12 protein-coding genes and 1 tRNA gene are annotated in these 14,678 nt (G+C 71.9%); 5 read left to right on the top strand and 8 right to left on the bottom strand.

The window, feature by feature from the left end:
* Positions 1–435: 435 nt before the first annotated feature.
* The gene (locus ACFQSB_RS26415; RefSeq protein WP_354917468.1) at positions 436–1,971 is read left to right on the top strand and encodes an ATP-dependent DNA ligase; all 1,536 of its coding nucleotides are present in this window, start codon (positions 436–438) and stop codon (positions 1,969–1,971) included.
* A 497-nt stretch (positions 1,972–2,468) separates the two neighbouring features.
* On the top strand, positions 2,469–3,311 hold the full coding sequence (locus ACFQSB_RS26410) for a septal ring lytic transglycosylase RlpA family protein (protein ID WP_380829702.1): 843 nt from the start codon (positions 2,469–2,471) through the stop codon (positions 3,309–3,311).
* Between the two features lie 67 nt (positions 3,312–3,378).
* Here ACFQSB_RS26410 and ACFQSB_RS26405 read toward each other — a convergent pair whose 3' ends face one another.
* Complete coding sequence (locus ACFQSB_RS26405; protein ID WP_354917462.1) at positions 3,379–3,987, bottom strand: DUF1707 and DUF4870 domain-containing protein; 609 nt, start codon at positions 3,985–3,987, stop codon at positions 3,379–3,381.
* Positions 3,988–4,132: 145 nt separating this feature from the next.
* On the opposite strand from ACFQSB_RS26405, the gene ACFQSB_RS26400 reads away from it, so the two are divergent.
* Positions 4,133–4,477, top strand: coding sequence for a hypothetical protein (locus ACFQSB_RS26400; RefSeq protein ID WP_354849773.1), 345 nt, complete (start codon positions 4,133–4,135; stop codon positions 4,475–4,477).
* Between the two features lie 335 nt (positions 4,478–4,812).
* Here the strand turns inward: ACFQSB_RS26400 and ACFQSB_RS26395 are convergent, their stop codons facing one another.
* From ACFQSB_RS26395 to ACFQSB_RS26370, 6 genes are all read right to left on the bottom strand, one after another.
* Positions 4,813–5,895, bottom strand: a complete 1,083-nt coding sequence (locus tag ACFQSB_RS26395) for a DUF4192 domain-containing protein (RefSeq protein ID WP_380829631.1) — start codon at positions 5,893–5,895, stop codon at positions 4,813–4,815.
* 383 nt (positions 5,896–6,278) lie between these two features.
* Complete coding sequence (locus ACFQSB_RS26390) at positions 6,279–7,070, bottom strand: EI24 domain-containing protein (protein ID WP_380829630.1); 792 nt, start codon at positions 7,068–7,070, stop codon at positions 6,279–6,281.
* A gap of 40 nt (positions 7,071–7,110) precedes the next feature.
* Entirely contained in the window at positions 7,111–7,740 is a 630-nt protein-coding gene (locus ACFQSB_RS26385) for a Maf family protein (RefSeq protein ID WP_380829629.1), read from the bottom strand.
* A gap of 139 nt (positions 7,741–7,879) precedes the next feature.
* Complete coding sequence (locus ACFQSB_RS26380) at positions 7,880–8,836, bottom strand: hypothetical protein (protein WP_380829628.1); 957 nt, start codon at positions 8,834–8,836, stop codon at positions 7,880–7,882.
* A 355-nt stretch (positions 8,837–9,191) separates the two neighbouring features.
* Entirely contained in the window at positions 9,192–9,899 is a 708-nt protein-coding gene (locus ACFQSB_RS26375) for a peptidyl-tRNA hydrolase (protein WP_380829627.1), read from the bottom strand.
* A 61-nt stretch (positions 9,900–9,960) separates the two neighbouring features.
* Positions 9,961–11,382, bottom strand: a complete 1,422-nt coding sequence (locus ACFQSB_RS26370; RefSeq protein ID WP_380829626.1) for an MFS transporter — start codon at positions 11,380–11,382, stop codon at positions 9,961–9,963.
* Between the two features lie 63 nt (positions 11,383–11,445).
* On the opposite strand from ACFQSB_RS26370, the gene ACFQSB_RS26365 reads away from it, so the two are divergent.
* Positions 11,446–12,429: a GlxA family transcriptional regulator gene (locus tag ACFQSB_RS26365; RefSeq protein ID WP_354917439.1), complete on the top strand. Its 984-nt coding sequence runs from the start codon at positions 11,446–11,448 to the stop codon at positions 12,427–12,429.
* 108 nt (positions 12,430–12,537) lie between these two features.
* A complete protein-coding gene (locus ACFQSB_RS26360) occupies positions 12,538–14,418 on the top strand; it encodes a propionyl-CoA synthetase (RefSeq protein WP_380829625.1) in 1,881 nt (626 codons plus the stop codon).
* A 172-nt stretch (positions 14,419–14,590) separates the two neighbouring features.
* On the opposite strand, the gene ACFQSB_RS26355 is transcribed toward ACFQSB_RS26360, so the two are convergent.
* Positions 14,591–14,663 (bottom strand) — tRNA-Ala (locus tag ACFQSB_RS26355).
* Positions 14,664–14,678: the final 15 nt, after the last annotated feature.

Below are 14,678 nucleotides of genomic sequence, written 5' to 3'. Positions count from 1 at the left end.
CGCACGCCCGATGCCGATCGCCCCGAGTCGCGCCCGGCATCTTCACGCGGTGTCCAGGAACGTTCACCACGCCGCCCGCCATACGACGGCACCCGCACCGCCGTGCCTTCCTACCGCCGCGGCGCCATCGGCGCACGTGTCCGGATGGGTGAAAATGGCGGTGCTCCGCCGTGTGCGCGGGCGGGGCGGATGTGGCCATGAGCCACCACCGACGACTTGCCGTATACACGGGTGTCCGCACCGCCACGCCGACCCATCGGCGCACACGTCTCGGATGTGAAGGCGGGTGGTCGCCGCGCTACCTGCTCGGCCAGGGTGCCGGCACCTCGCGGCGTGGTAGGCAATACGTAGTCGTTTATCAGGACATTGAGCGTTTTGTCGGCCATGGGGGACGGCTGCCACCTGGGCGCGCGGGGGGCGGCGTGAACTGGCACGATGAGACGTGTGTTGCTCATCGACCTCGCACGCACTTCTGCCTCCGTAGCAGCGGACTCGGCCCGCCTCGCCAAGATCGGACATATCGCCGAACTATTGAGCAGAGTGCGGCCGGAAGAGGCCGAGATCGCCATCGCCTATCTGTCCGGTGAGCTACCCCAGCGGCAGATCGGCGTGGGATGGCGCACCCTCCAGGACCTGCCCGAACCACGCCAGATCGCCAGCGCGAGCCTGACCCGCATCGACGACCTGCTCAGCCGCATCAAGGCGCAGAGCGGCCCGGGATCCCAGGCCGCGCGCAAGGAGCTGGTCGGGGAGCTGTTCCGTTCGGTGACCCGCCAGGAGCAGTCGTTCCTGCTGCGCCTGCTGGCGGGCGAGCTGCGTCAGGGAGCCTTGAACGGGGTGATGGTCGAGGCGGTCGCCAAGGCGTCGGGCACGCCCGCGGCGGAGGTCCGGCGCGCCCTCACGCTGCGAGGATGGCTGCCCGCCGTGGGCGCCGCCGCGCTCACCGGCGGCGTGGAGGCGCTGCGCGCGTTCCACCTCGAGGTGGGCCGTCCCGTGTCGCCAATGCTGGCGCAGAGCGCCCCGAACATCCCCGCCGCTCTGGAGAAGCTCGGCGGGCTCGCGGCACTCGAATGGAAGCTCGACGGGATACGGGTGCAGGCCCACCGCTCCGGCTCGGACGTCAAGGTGTTCACCCGCACCCTGGACGAGATCACCGCGCAGGTCCCCGAGCTGATGGAGGCCGTGCTCGCGCTGCCCGTCGACGACATCGTGCTGGACGGCGAGGTCATCGCGCTGCGACCCGACGGCCGGCCCGAGCCGTTCCAGGTGACCGCCTCCCGGGTCACCAGCAAGATCGACACCGCCCGTCTGCGCGAGACCACGCCGCTGAGCGTGTTCTTCTTCGACGCCCTCCGCGTGGGCGGCGTCGACCTGCTCGACCTGCCCGACAGCGAGCGGCACGCGGCGCTCGCGCGGTCGGTGCCTGCCGAACTGATCACTCCGCGCCTGGTCACATCCGATCCCGACGAGGGCATGGCCTTCTTCGCGGAGGTCGTCCGACGGGGACATGAGGGCGTCGTGGCCAAGTCCCCGAACACGCCGTACGCCGCCGGGCGACGCGGGGCCGGCTGGGTGAAGGTCAAGCCCCGCCACACCCTCGACCTGGTCGTGCTGGCCGCCGAATGGGGCCACGGCCGGCGCCAGGGCAAGCTCTCCAACCTCCATCTCGGCGCCAGGGACCCTCAGTCGGGCGATTTCGTGATGCTCGGCAAGACCTTCAAGGGCCTGACCGACGAGTTGCTCGCCTGGCAGACCGAGCGCTTCCTGGCTCTGGCCGACGGACCGAGCGACGAGTGGGTGGTCAGAGTGCGTCCCGAGATGGTGGTCGAAGTCGCCTTCGACGGCGTGCAGCGGTCGCCGAGGTACCCCGGCGGCATGGCGCTGCGCTTCGCCCGCGTGCTCCGCTACCGCCCGGACAAGCGTCCCGAAGACGCCGACACAGTGGACTCGGTCCGCGAGCTCCTGTTCTGACCCCCACTCTTCACACCCTGTTCTAGCCCCACATCCTCACACCCTGTTCTACCCCCCGCACGTCCGCGCCCTGTTCCGACGCCGCCCGCTCATCACGCTGACGCTCATCGGGCTGGTGACCACGCGCCCGGTGCCACTCCGGGCACCACCCTGTTGCCGCCGGCCACCAGCCCCTCATCGCTCCCGAACCGGCCAGGTGTATGGGGGTCATGAGTTGGCCGGCCTTGAGCCGTTCCGCTCACGTGTGGGGTTCGGGCAGGTCGGCCGTGATCACGCTATGAGCATGGATGATCACTCTCCGAGTGACTTATGTCACTTTGCACGCGCTTTATCTCCCTTTACTCCCCGTTTGTCCCATATGGTGCTGCGAATTACGTAGTGGGCGGATCCCGCTCGCCGCGTACCGGGACGACGGCATGTCCCCCCATGCCGCGTGCGCTCCCCCGCGCCGTGTCCCGTGTCCTGTCCCCTATCTAGGACCGTGGTTCCCCTTGGGTATGCACGCCTCCCCCTCCCGCTGGTACGAGAAGAGCCTCTCCCGGTCACGCAAGGGCGCCGAGCGGCGCCGGACCTCGCTGGCCGTCCCTCTCACCACCACCATCGCCGTGACCGTCGTGATGACCGCCGCCCTGGTGAGCGGCTGGGTCTGGTTGAACGGCGGCGACCCCACGACCACGACCATGAGCGCAGGCATGCGTCCGGCGGCACCGGCCACCACCGCCGTGCGCACCACGGGTGCACCGGACAGTTCGGCCTCCCCATCCAGCTTCTCGGCGCCACCGGACCCCTTCAGCGAGCTCACCTCGGCCGGCTCCGCACCGAACCCGCTCGCCCCTCCGGCGTCCGACGCCGGATCGCCGTCCCGGTCGGCCGAGACCGAGAGCTCGGACGGCGCCGCCCCCACCAGCGCGGAGGGGGATGAGCACGCCGCCGGATCCGACACCACGACCAAGGCGGCGGCGACGGCCGATGACACCGCGAGCACCCCGAAGAAGCCCGCCGCGCCTGCCGAACCCGCCAAGAAGCGGACCGCCGCGAAGAAGCCCAAGGTGATCGCGTCGGGTCGGTGCGGGGCCTCGTACTACGACGAGGGACAGATGACGGCCAGCGGCGAGCGGTTCAACCCCAACGCGATGACGGCGGCCCACAAGACCCTCCCCATGGGCAGCCGCGTGCGCGTCACCAATCCGAACAACGGCAAGACCGTGACGGTGCGCATCAACGACCGCGGGCCGTATGTCGGCGGCCGTTGCCTGGATCTCTCGCGCGCGGCGTTCGACGCCATCGGCAACCTCGACACCGGCGCCATGAGCGTCGAGTACGCCGTCCTGGCCCACTGACCACCCGGTCGCCACCTTCCCCCTCCTCGTCCGCCGATGGCGGGAAGGTGGGGACCGTGAAGGTGGGCTACTTGATCAGGCGAAGGGTCAGCGGGTAGCGGAACCGGTTGTCGTTGAGGGCCGCTGCCGCGCCGACGATGCCCAAGACGAAGGCCGCGATCCAGATGATCGGGACCAGGACGATCCCGATGATGGTGAACGGCAGCAGGATGGTGGCGCCGAGCACGGTGAGGTGGAAGTTCAGCGACTCGACCGCGTGCTGCCGGATGTAGGGCGAGTGGCGCCCACCGGTCAGCATCATGATCAACGGGCCGATCACCGTCAGCCCGGCGAGCGGGAGCAGATGTCCGGCCGCGGCCCCCAGACGGTCGCTCCCCGTCAACGGCATCGGATGGTGTGCCGGTGCGTGCGACCGTGGTTGCGGGATGCGGGGCATGGTCCACGAGGGATACAGGTCGCGCATGATCGGAGCGAGGTCGGCATGGGTGCGCGCGGTCATCGCCCGGTGCAGCCTGTCGTCGAACTCCTCCTTGTCGAGCCTGCCCTCCGCGTAGGCGGCGGTGACGTGCTCGACCACCTGATCCCGATCGTCGTTGGTGACCCGGAGCTGAGGGTGAGGAGGCGCCCCCCACCCTCCGGTGGACGGTGTCGCCGAAGGTCTCACTACCCCTGCCATTAGTGGCCGTGCCTTTCCCATAGAACGCGTCGTCTTTCCCATTCTTCGTCGCCGGCCGAAGCCGGTCTATCCGGAACAACCCCGACGCGACCCCGATGTGGCCCGGAGGCACCCATTTGTGACCCGGGCCAGGTATACAAGGGATATGGGATGGCGAGATCGCTATGGGATTCGTCGGCTGCGCGGCACGAGGATCGCCAAGTTCGACCGCGAGGCCAACGACGGCGACATCGAGACGCTGATCGCCTTCGCGAAGTCCCGCCGGGGCGTGGAGTTCTACGTCGAGCCCGAGACCTTCGCCACCGACACCACAGCCGTCGCCGTCGCCCATGACGGCGAGTGGACGCGCCGCAGGGTCGGCTCTCCCGCGGTCATCATCAAGGTGGCCAGAAACCTCGCGCTTCCTGTGTACGACGTCCAGCTGACCGGATACCCGAACCGGATGCGGGCCTACAACGAGCGCCGCCGGACCGACCCCGCGCAGGACTGACAGCGAGCCCGCGAGCTTCCCCCTCAAGCACCGCCCGATACCAACCCGCCACCGTCGGACATCCGCCACCTTGCGCAAGGTCCCGCGTGGACGGCCGAGCCGAGGCCGGCGGTGGATGGGCCCACCCGGCATGCAAGTGAGCGGTCCAGATGTGGCCGCCCACCCCGTGCGAGTGGGTGATCCGGATGGGGCCGCCCACCCCGTCGTCCTCACCTGCACCCGGTGACGACAGGCGGTTGTCTCCCAAGAGCGAACCGGCCGGAGCCGTGACCACGATCGGACGCCGCCCGACATCAGGAAGAGGAGGTCCGGCGGGGGCTTCGGGGATGCGGCGGTCATGGTGTGCGGAGGGTGTGGTCGTCGAGGAGTTCGAGCATGGGATGGAGCCACTCCATGCGCGGCGGCCCCATGCTCGCGTCGAGTTCCTCGGGGGTGGGCATGCGCTGCCGGAGGACCGCCGGGCTCACGAGCTGCTGCAGGCCCTGCGCGAGAAGGTTCGCCATCGAGTAGGACGGGTCCACGGCGAGCGCCCGCTCGACGGCTATGCCCGCGAGCGCCGAGTCGCCGCGGCGCCAGGCGGCGGCGCCCAGCAAGGAGGCGGCCGGCGGGACGAACGGAGCCTCCAGCCGGCGCGTGAGGTCGCCCCACAACGCGACATGGGTGTCCTGGGTGTCGTCGTCCATGAGCGTCCACGCCTCGTCGCGGACCCGGACCACGGACAGGTCGATGCCGAGCCGGGCGGCCTCGTGGTCGGGAAGCGGCCCGAGCCGGTGGAAGGCGTCGATGGACCGGCGGACCCGCTCCAGCCCTTCGGCGACGAACGCGGCGGGAGCCTCGCGCGGCTCCGCCACGGTGACGATCTTCGCCCGCACGTCCGCGGCCACGGAACGGGTGGCCTCACGCATGGTGACCCGGGCGGCTCCCGTGACCGGGACGATCGAGCGTCGCAGGCTCTCGCGGTCGGGCAGCGCCATGAGGCCGGCGAAGGTGGCCTGGGCGGCGACCTCCCCCGCGAGCGGGTCGTACGGCCGCCCCTCGGGCGGACAGCACTCGGCGCGGGTGCAGACGTAGGACCAGTAGCGTCCGTCGTCGGCGCGCAGCGCCTCGATGACGTTGACGCCGGCGTCCGAGAGCAGCCGACGGACCTCGTCCATGGCCGGCGTCACGAGGACGCCGTCGCCGAACCCGGCGAGGATGGTGTGCGTGACCCCTTCGCGCTGGAAGAGGGGGACGAGCCGGTCGAGGGCTCCGGGTGCGATCGGGAGATCCCAGCGCGTGGTGACGCGCAGCCGGCCGCGCGCTCCCCTCCCCGCGAACGCGATGACCACGAGACTGTCCGCCGGGTGGAAGCCCAGGATGTAGGGCACGGCCCCGAGGATGTCGTCGGGGGAGGTGAGGAGGATCGGTGATGGCGTCATGCACGCGAGAATCGCCGACCCTCGACGTGGCCATTCGCGGGAATCCCGTCTCTGTGGACGAGCAACGGAACGCCGTTCGCGAGCATCGGGGGTGGCGAATGGCCAAGGTACGGCCATATCGGCCGCTTATCTCACGCCATAGGTGGTTTTATCCGGCTGGGACGAACGTCGCCTGCCAGCGAATTGGGATGCATCGGGCTGCGGAGAAGCGCACGGCCTTGTCCACAGCCATCCCCGCGCGTCGAGAACCCCGCGGATCACGTGAGCGGGGATGACGGAAGGGTCCCGCGCCGCGTCGTACCACCCGGGGACGGTGAGGGCTCTCGTGGACCCCCCGCGGGCGTCCGGTCGAGGGATGGACGCCCGCGGCCCGCGCACGCGGGTCAGGCTGTGCGGGGCGGCGGGGTGGGTGAGAGGCGGGTGCGGACCAGGATGGTGGCGCCGGCGACCGCGGCGGGCATGGCGACGACCGCGCCCAGAGGGATCAGGAAGATCAGGAAGACCACCACGCCGAACCCGAGGGCGGCGGCCCGGTCGGCGCGCAGCAGCGCGAACCGCTGCTTGCGGCCGAATCCCCTGCGCTCCATGGCCAGCGCGGTCAGCTCCACCGACAGGAAGAACCCCGACACCGCCGCGCCCAGCACCGGGACCACCGTCTGCCCGACCACCGGCACGAACCCCAGGACGAAGAGCGGGATGGTGAACATCAGCACGTACGCCAGCGTGATCAGGCTGTCGCGCACGGACCGGATGATGGACCTCCAGAGCGGGATGTCGGCGGTCTTGTCGACACCCCCCATTTCGTGCTCGACCCGTTCGGAGAGCTTCTCGTAGAACGGCTCCCCGATGGCCAGCGTGGCGGCGGTGAAGGTGATGACCGACAGCACCAGGCCGAGGGCGAAGACCACGATGCCGAGCAGTGTGCGCACGGTGCCGCGGAGGGCCGGCTCCCAGTCGTCGGCGAACGGCGTGGCCCAGGCGGCGAGGTCTCCGGCGTAGGTGCCCAGGAGCACGAGCGCGACGACGTAGAGCACCAGAGCGATCAGCGCCGGGATGAGCCCGAAGACCCACTGCCCGGGGTGCCGCGCCACCCAGCCGAGGCCCTGGAAGAAGTACTTGACGCCGTCGGCGAAGCCGCCGATTCCACGGCGGATGGGCTGCCCCATGCTGTTCATGCCCGGCAGGCTAACGCCTCCGGCCCACTCGATCGCAAGATCAGCCGAAAGATCCCTGTTTCCAGAGAGAAGTCACTTCAACGCCCAGTTGCCGGAAGAGGCGGCGGAGCAGGGGCAGCGAGATGCCGAGCACGTTTCCATGGTCGCCCTCGATGCCCTCCACGAACCAGCCGCCGCGGCCGTCCAGCGTGAAGGCGCCCGCCACCCGCAACGGCTCACCGCTGCCGGCGTAGGCCGCGATCTCGTCGTCGCCCGGTGTGCCGAAGCGCACCACCGTCGAGCCGACCTCGGCCGCCTCGGCGCCCGTGGCGGCGTCGATCACGCAGTGCCCGGTGAGAAGCCTGCCGGTGCGCCCGCGCATCGAGCGCCACCGCGCGATGGCGTCTTCGGCCGACACCGGCTTGCCGTACGCGCGCCCGTCGAGTTCGAGCACGGAGTCGCAGCCGATCACCAGGCCCGTGGTCAGGCCCTTCGCGACCACCGACGCCTTGGCACGGGCCAGGGTGAGGCCGAGCTCGGCGGGCGAGGCGGCGGTGACGGCCTCCTCGTCCACACCGCTCACGATCACCTTGGGGTCGAGCCCGGCGCTGCGCAGCAACGCGAGCCGGGCCGGTGAGGAGGACGCGAGAACCAGCTCCGCCTTGTCTTCCGCGTCTGCGATCTGCGTCATCTCATCCGATCTTCCGCGCCTGGGCTCTCCGTTACGCCTCCCGAGCCTAATGCGCCCCGCGAGCCGGGAAGTCCGCCGCCTCAGCGCTCGACCGGCCCCGGTGGCGCCCGGCCACAGGTCCACAGGACGCGGACGGCGGTCAGAGCGGACGGATGCTGCTGATCAACGTGTTGATGTCGGCCCAGCGCTTCTTCTGTGCGTCGGGGATCGTGATGAAGACCATGGCCGGCTTCGCCGCCGGAACGTCGACCAGGGCGACGGCCGCGGTGGCCACGTGCTTCTTCCCGCCGGCCTTGTAGGTGACCCTGTAGCCGAGCAGCCAGCCCTCCCGCTTGCCCGCCTTGAAGCGCTGCGAGGCGGTCCACGTGATCTTGGAACCGTCGGGGTGGTAGTTCAAAGTCCAGCGGGCCGCCAGAAACGCGGTGTCCTTGAGCTCGTCCTGCACCGCGATCGGGACGGGGCAGGTCGCCAGCAGCCCGCGGTGCCCGACTCCCTTCACGGCGGGGAGCACTCTGCGCGTGGCGAACGGCGAGGACTTGGTGAGCTTCCACTGCTTGACGAAGCGCGTGAAGGAGATGCCCGACCTGTTGTCCTTCACCCGTCCCTTGGCCGGCGCGCCGTGCCCGGGGTAGTTCGCGAGCCGGCGGTTCGCCGGAAGCGCGGGGACGCGCGGGTCGGCTTCGGCGTCGGCGAGGGCGCTCTTGCCGGGCTGCGGGGTGGCGACCGGCGTCGACCCGGCCCCGGCGGGCTCCGTCGTGACTCCCGGCGACGCGGATGTCCCAGCGGTCGCGGCGACCCCCGGCGACGCGGACGCTCCCGGGGCGGTGGAGACGCCCGGATCCGCGGCGGATCCGGAGGCCGGCGCCGCCGCGGAGGCGGACGTCCCCGCGAGGGGCGCCTGTGAGGTGGAGGGGGCGCCGGACGATGGCGCGGCGCCTGTGCCCTGGACCGGCAGCGTGGACGGCGGCCCCGCCGGGGCCGGACCGGCGGCCGTCGGGGCGCCCTTGCCGAGGTCGGTGACGGAGAACGCCACGACGGCCGCCACGACGGCCACGGCCGCGACGACGCCGGCCAGCAGTCGGTAGATGACGCGCATCGGCAGGTCGCCCAACCGGGCGATCGGCGATCGGCGCTTGGCGGGTGGTGGCGGCGGAGGAGGCTCCTCGACGGTGATCTTCGGCAGCGGCGCGGTCGGCGCGTCGGCCGTTACGTACGTTGGGACGGCTTTTGTCCCGTAGTTCCCACCCACCCCATTTGGCACGTTGGGGAGCGTACGGCAATTCGCCGGACCATGCCCGAGTTCCCGATCACACTTCGGGAACGAGTCCCTACCGCATCGAGGTTTCCGTACGCCCTGACCTCCCCTTTCGCCTTCCGGTCAATGGCGCGGGAGAGCCGGTCACGCCGCCGCGGCACGCCCCCTACCAGCCGGTATGATCATGGAGCGACGGCTACCGCGACGGGTCGCGCAGCGGTCCCCAGCCGGCCGGGCGCAGGCCGCCGGCCCTCAGCCACGGCGCGTCCGCGACGACCGTTCGCGAGCCGGGCTCGATCTCGGTGAACCCGGCGTCGCGCACGACGGGAAGCCCGCTGTCCACCAGGGCGGCCCACCGCCACGGCTCGGCCGTGCGCACGGTGACCGCCAGGCCGCCGGCGTGCCACGCGGCGCGGGCGGCCTCGTCGGTGCCCCACCAGGCGAGCTGGGCCGCGTGACCGGCCTGGGCCATGGCCTTGCCCGCCGACATGTCCAAAGAGGGGTTGAACCACAGCACGACGCCGCCGGGCGGGGGCTGCGAGGGCGGCGCGGAGTCCACCAGGTCGGTGCCGGAGACCTGCAGGCGCGACAGCTCCTTGGGCCAGGCGTCGAGCGGGATCGGCGGGTGCACCCGCACCTCGGCCGAGCGCAGCGTCACCGTGGCGCCCGGAAGCTCCTCGACCCGCCGCCACTCGGCGCCCCTGGCCCGGCGCACGACCTTCCTGATGCCGATGGTCTCCCACGCCTGGACGGACTCGGCCCACTCACCGCTCACCGCGCGCTCGTCGGTCAGCAGGGTGAGCACGGCCATCGCCGCCGCCTCGAGGGCGTCGGTGCGCTCGGGCGGCGTGGCACGCTCGATGCGGACGACAAGGGGGAGCACTCTCTGGTCTGGCGCGTTCACGCCCCCAAGGATCTCACCGCCCACCGACAGGCGAGCGCCGAGGCGCGAGACGGGCCGGGGGTCAGGTAGCGGTGGCGGCGGTGACCGGTTCGGCGGTGGGGGCCGCGCCGGAGGCGGACCCGCCCCTGCCGACGCGCAGCGACATGACCGCGGCCACGGCGCACAGCAGGCCCGCGCCGTACCAGGCCGCGTCGTAGTGGCCGAGATGGTCGCGGGTGAGGCCCGCGGCGACCGCGGCGATGGCCGCGCCGACCTGATGAGAGGCGAAGACCCAGCCGAACACCACGCTGCCGTCCTTGCCGAAGAGCTTGCGGCACAGCGCCACGGTCGGCGGGACGGTGGCCACCCAGTCGAGGCCGTAGAAGATGATGAACACGAGCATGCTCGGTTCGGCCGTCGCGGCGAACAGGGGCGGCAGCACCAGCAGTGACGCGCCGCGCAGCGCGTAGTACGCCCCGAGCAGCACCCGCGAGTCGACCCGGTCGCTGAGCCAGCCGGAGAAGATCGTGCCCGCGATGTCGAAGACGCCGATGAGGGCGAGTAGGCCGGCGGCGGTGGTCTCGGCCATGCCGTGGTCGTGCGCGGCGGGGATGAAGTGCGTTCCGACCAGGCCGTTGGTGCTCGCGCCGCAGATGGCGAAGCCACCGGCGAGGTACCAGAACGAGCGGGTACGCGCGGCCGACCGCAGCACGCTGATCGCCCGCACCGCCGCGCCTCCCGGCCGCCCGGCCGTACGCGCGCCGCCGCCGCGGACGGCCGTGTCACCCGCGGCCGGCCCAGCGGCAGCGGAACCGGCCGGACCACCGGCCGCGGAACCGGCCGCAGGGGCCGCGGGGACGACCGCGGGTTCGGCGCCCAGAGCGGTCAGGCCGACGTCTTCGGGGCGGTCGCGCAGGAGGAGCCAGACCACCGGGACGACGGCGAGCGCCGCCACGGCCACCACCACGGCGGCCGTCCGCCAGCCCGGCCCCTCGGCCAGCCAGGCGAGCACGGGCAGGAAGATGAGCTGCCCCGTGGCGCCTCCGGCGGTCAGCACGCCGGTGACGACGCCGCGGTGCCGCACGAACCACCGGTCGGTGACCGTGGCGACGAAGGCCAGCGCCATCGAGCCGGTGCCGAGCCCGACCAGCACACCCCAGCACAGGATGAGCTGCCAACTGGAGGTCATGAAGACCGTGAGCCCGCTGCCGAGGGCCACCAGCAGCAGCGCGGAGGCGACCACGCGGCGCATGCCGAGCCGGTCCATCAGAGCGGCGGCGAACGGCGCGGTCAGGCCGAACAGCATCAGGTTCACCGACACCGCCAGGGAGATGGTCCCCCGGGACCAGCCGAACTCGGTCTCGAGGGGGGTGATCAGCACTCCCGGTGTGGCGCGGAAGCCGGCGGCTCCGATGATGGCGACGAAGGCCACCGCCGCCACCGCCCAGGCCCGATGCGGCCACCGTCCGCGCCTCACGTCTTGCGTCAGCATCATGCCGACCATAGTGAGGTGTCCGATTCACCGGCCACGAGTGGCTTGACAGCCAACATGTGAAAGAATCCGGCCATGGTTCACCGCATCGCCGTCGTCGCCCTGGACGATTTCGCGACTCTGGACCTCGGCGTCCCCGGCCAGGTGTTCCGGGTCGCCGAGGACGCCGATGGCCGGCGGCTCTACGAGATCGTCACCTGCACCCCCGGCGGGCGCACGGTGCGCGGGCCCGCCGGGTTCAGCGTGATCCCCGACCACGACCTGTCGGTCCTGGCCACGGCGGACACCGTCATCGTCCCGGGCGTCCACAGCGGCTCCGCTTTCAGCGACGGCACGATCGACGACGAACTGCGCGACGCGTTGCGCGGGGCCGCCCTCCGGTCGCGGCTGATGTCGATCTGCACGGGAGCGTTCGTGCTGGCCGCCGCCGGGTTGCTGGACGGCCGGCCGGCCACGACGCACTGGAGGAGCGCCGAGCTGTTCCGCTCGCTGTACCCGCGGGTGCTGCTCGACCCCGACGTGCTGTTCATCGACGACGGCGACCTGCTGACCTCCGCCGGCGTCGCGGCGGGCATCGACCTGTGCCTGCACGTGATCCGCCGCGACCACGGCAGCGAGATCGCCAACCGGGTGGCACGGCGCTGCGTCACCCCGCCGTGGCGCGAGGGCGGTCAGGCGCAGTACATCGAACGCCCGCTGCCGGCCGCCGGGGACGCCACTACCGCGCCCACCCGGGCGTGGATGCTGGACCGGCTCCAGGAGCCGCTGGACCTGGCCACCTTGGCCAGGCACGCCCGCATGAGCGTGCGCACCTTCACCCGCCGCTTCCGCGAGGAGACCGGGCTCAGCCCGGCACGATGGCTCATCAGGCAGCGGGTCGAGCGCGCCCGCCATCTGCTCGAGACGACCGAACTCCCGGTCGACCAGGTGGCGGTCCGGGCGGGCTTCGGCACGGCCGTCTCGCTGCGCCAGCACCTGCACGCGACGGTGGGCGTGGCCCCGCTGACCTACCGGCACACCTTCCGCGCGGAGGCCCCGGCGGCCTTCCGCTCCGCCTGACCCGGCCGGGCCCCTCGCCCCGTCACGCCGTCGGGCTGTTGCTCTGTCCTGAGACGGGGGGCTGAGTCATGATGGCGGTTCAGGCGATCGGTGAGGGAACGAGGAACCATGTCGTACGCGGACGCCTTCGCGATGAGCATCGACGATCCGGACGGGTTCTGGGGCCGGGCGGCCACGGCCGTGACCTGGGACCGCATCCCCGACATGACGCTGGACGCCGATGCGGCCCCGTTCTACCGGTGGTTCCCCGGCGGCGAGCTCAACACCTGCCACAACGCCCTGGACCGGCATGTGGCCGGCGGTCGCGGCGGGCAGGCGGCGCTGATCTACGACAGCCCGCTCACCGGGACCTCCCGCACCTACACCTACGCCGAACTGCTGGAGGAGGTGGCGCGGTTCGCCGGCGTGCTGCGCGGCCTCGGCGTCGGCAGAGGCGACCGGGTCGTCATCTACATGCCGATGGTGCCCGAGGCGGTCGTGGCCATGCTCGCCTGCGCCCGCCTCGGGGCCGTGCACTCGGTGGTGTTCGGCGGCTTCGCCCCGCGTGAGCTGGCCGTGCGCATCGACGACGCCCGGCCCGTGGTGGTCGTGTCCGCCTCCTGCGGCATCGAGCCGTCCCGCGTGGTGGAGTACAAGCCGATGCTCGACAGCGCGCTGGAGATGGCCGCGCACCGGCCCGCGCACTGCGTGATCCTCCAGCGCGAGCAGGCGGCCGCCGCGCTGACGCCCGGCCGCGACATCGACTGGCGCGAGGCCATGGCCGCGGCCGAGCCGGCGGAGTGCGTGCCGGTGGCGGCGACCGACCCGCTCTACATCCTCTACACCAGCGGCACCACGGGGAAGCCGAAGGGCGTGGTGCGCGACAACGGCGGCCACGCGGTCGCGCTGCTGTGGAGCATGCGCAACGTGTACGCCATCGCGCCGGGCGAGGTCTTCTGGGCGGCCTCGGACGTGGGGTGGGTGGTCGGACACTCCTACATCGTGTACGCCCCGCTGCTGCTCGGCGCGACGACGGTGCTGTACGAGGGGAAGCCGGTGGGCACGCCGGACGCCGGGGCGTTCTGGCGGGTCATCTCCGACTACGGGGTGCGCGCCCTGTTCACCGCGCCGACGGCGTTCCGCGCCATCAAGAAGGTGGACCCGGAGGCGGCCTACCTGGCCAAGTACGACATCTCCTCGTTGCGGACGCTCTTCTTGGCGGGCGAGCGGCTGGACCCGGACACCTACCACTGGGCCACCGAGAAGCTCGGCGTGCCGGTGGTGGACCACTGGTGGCAGACCGAGACCGGCTGGGCCGTCGCCGCCAACCTGCGCGGCCTGGACCCGATGCCGATCAAGCCGGGGTCGCCCACGGTCGCGGTGCCCGGATACGACGTGCGCGTGCTCGACCCCGAGGGCCGGCCGTGCCCTCCGGGCGTGGACGGGGCGATCTGCGTGCGGCTGCCGCTTCCGCCGGGCACGCTGCCCACGCTCTGGCGGGACGACGAGCGCTACGTCGCCTCCTACCTGTCGGCCTACCCCGGGCATTACCTGACCGGCGACGGCGGGCACGTCGACGAGGACGGCTACCTGTACGTCATGGGACGCACCGACGACGTGATCAACGTGGCCGGGCACCGTCTGTCCACCGGTTCGATGGAGGCCGTGCTGGCCGGCCATCCCGCCGTCGCCGAGTGCGCGGTGATCGGCGTGGCCGACGAGCTGAAGGGCCAGGTGCCGCGCGGCCTGGTCGTGCTCAAGAGCGGCGTCGAGGCCGACCCCGGGCGGCTGTGCGAGGACCTGGTGCGGCTGGTGCGCGACCAGATCGGGGCCGTGGCGGCGCTGAGGCGGGTGGACATCGTCCCGGGGCTGCCCAAGACGCGGTCGGGGAAGATCCTGCGCAAGACCATGCGCGGCATCGCCGACGGCGCCGACGAGCCCGTCCCCTCCACCATCGAGGACGCCTCCGTGCTGGACACCCTGCGCCCGATCCTCCGCGCTCATCCCTGATCGCGGGCGCCCGCCCCGGGCGCCGCACCCCGGCCGTGCGCCGCGCAGGGATCGGGCGAAGGCCGTGCACTGGGCAGGGTCGAACAAGGCCCGCAAACGCGAGATCCCGGCTGGACGGTGTCCGGCCGGGATCTCGTGGTGCTCTCGTGCCGCCCGCGAGGACGGCCCCAGGTGGAGCTATGGGGATTCGAACCCCAGACCTCCTCCATGCCATGGAGGCGCGCTACCAGCTGCGCCATAGCCCCTGGTCGCTCGGCGGA

It is taken from the genome of Sphaerisporangium rhizosphaerae, assembly GCF_042665155.1.
In the GTDB taxonomy this organism is placed as follows: domain Bacteria; phylum Actinomycetota; class Actinomycetes; order Streptosporangiales; family Streptosporangiaceae; genus Sphaerisporangium; species Sphaerisporangium rhizosphaerae.
This window is presented reverse-complemented; position numbering and strand designations above follow the sequence as displayed.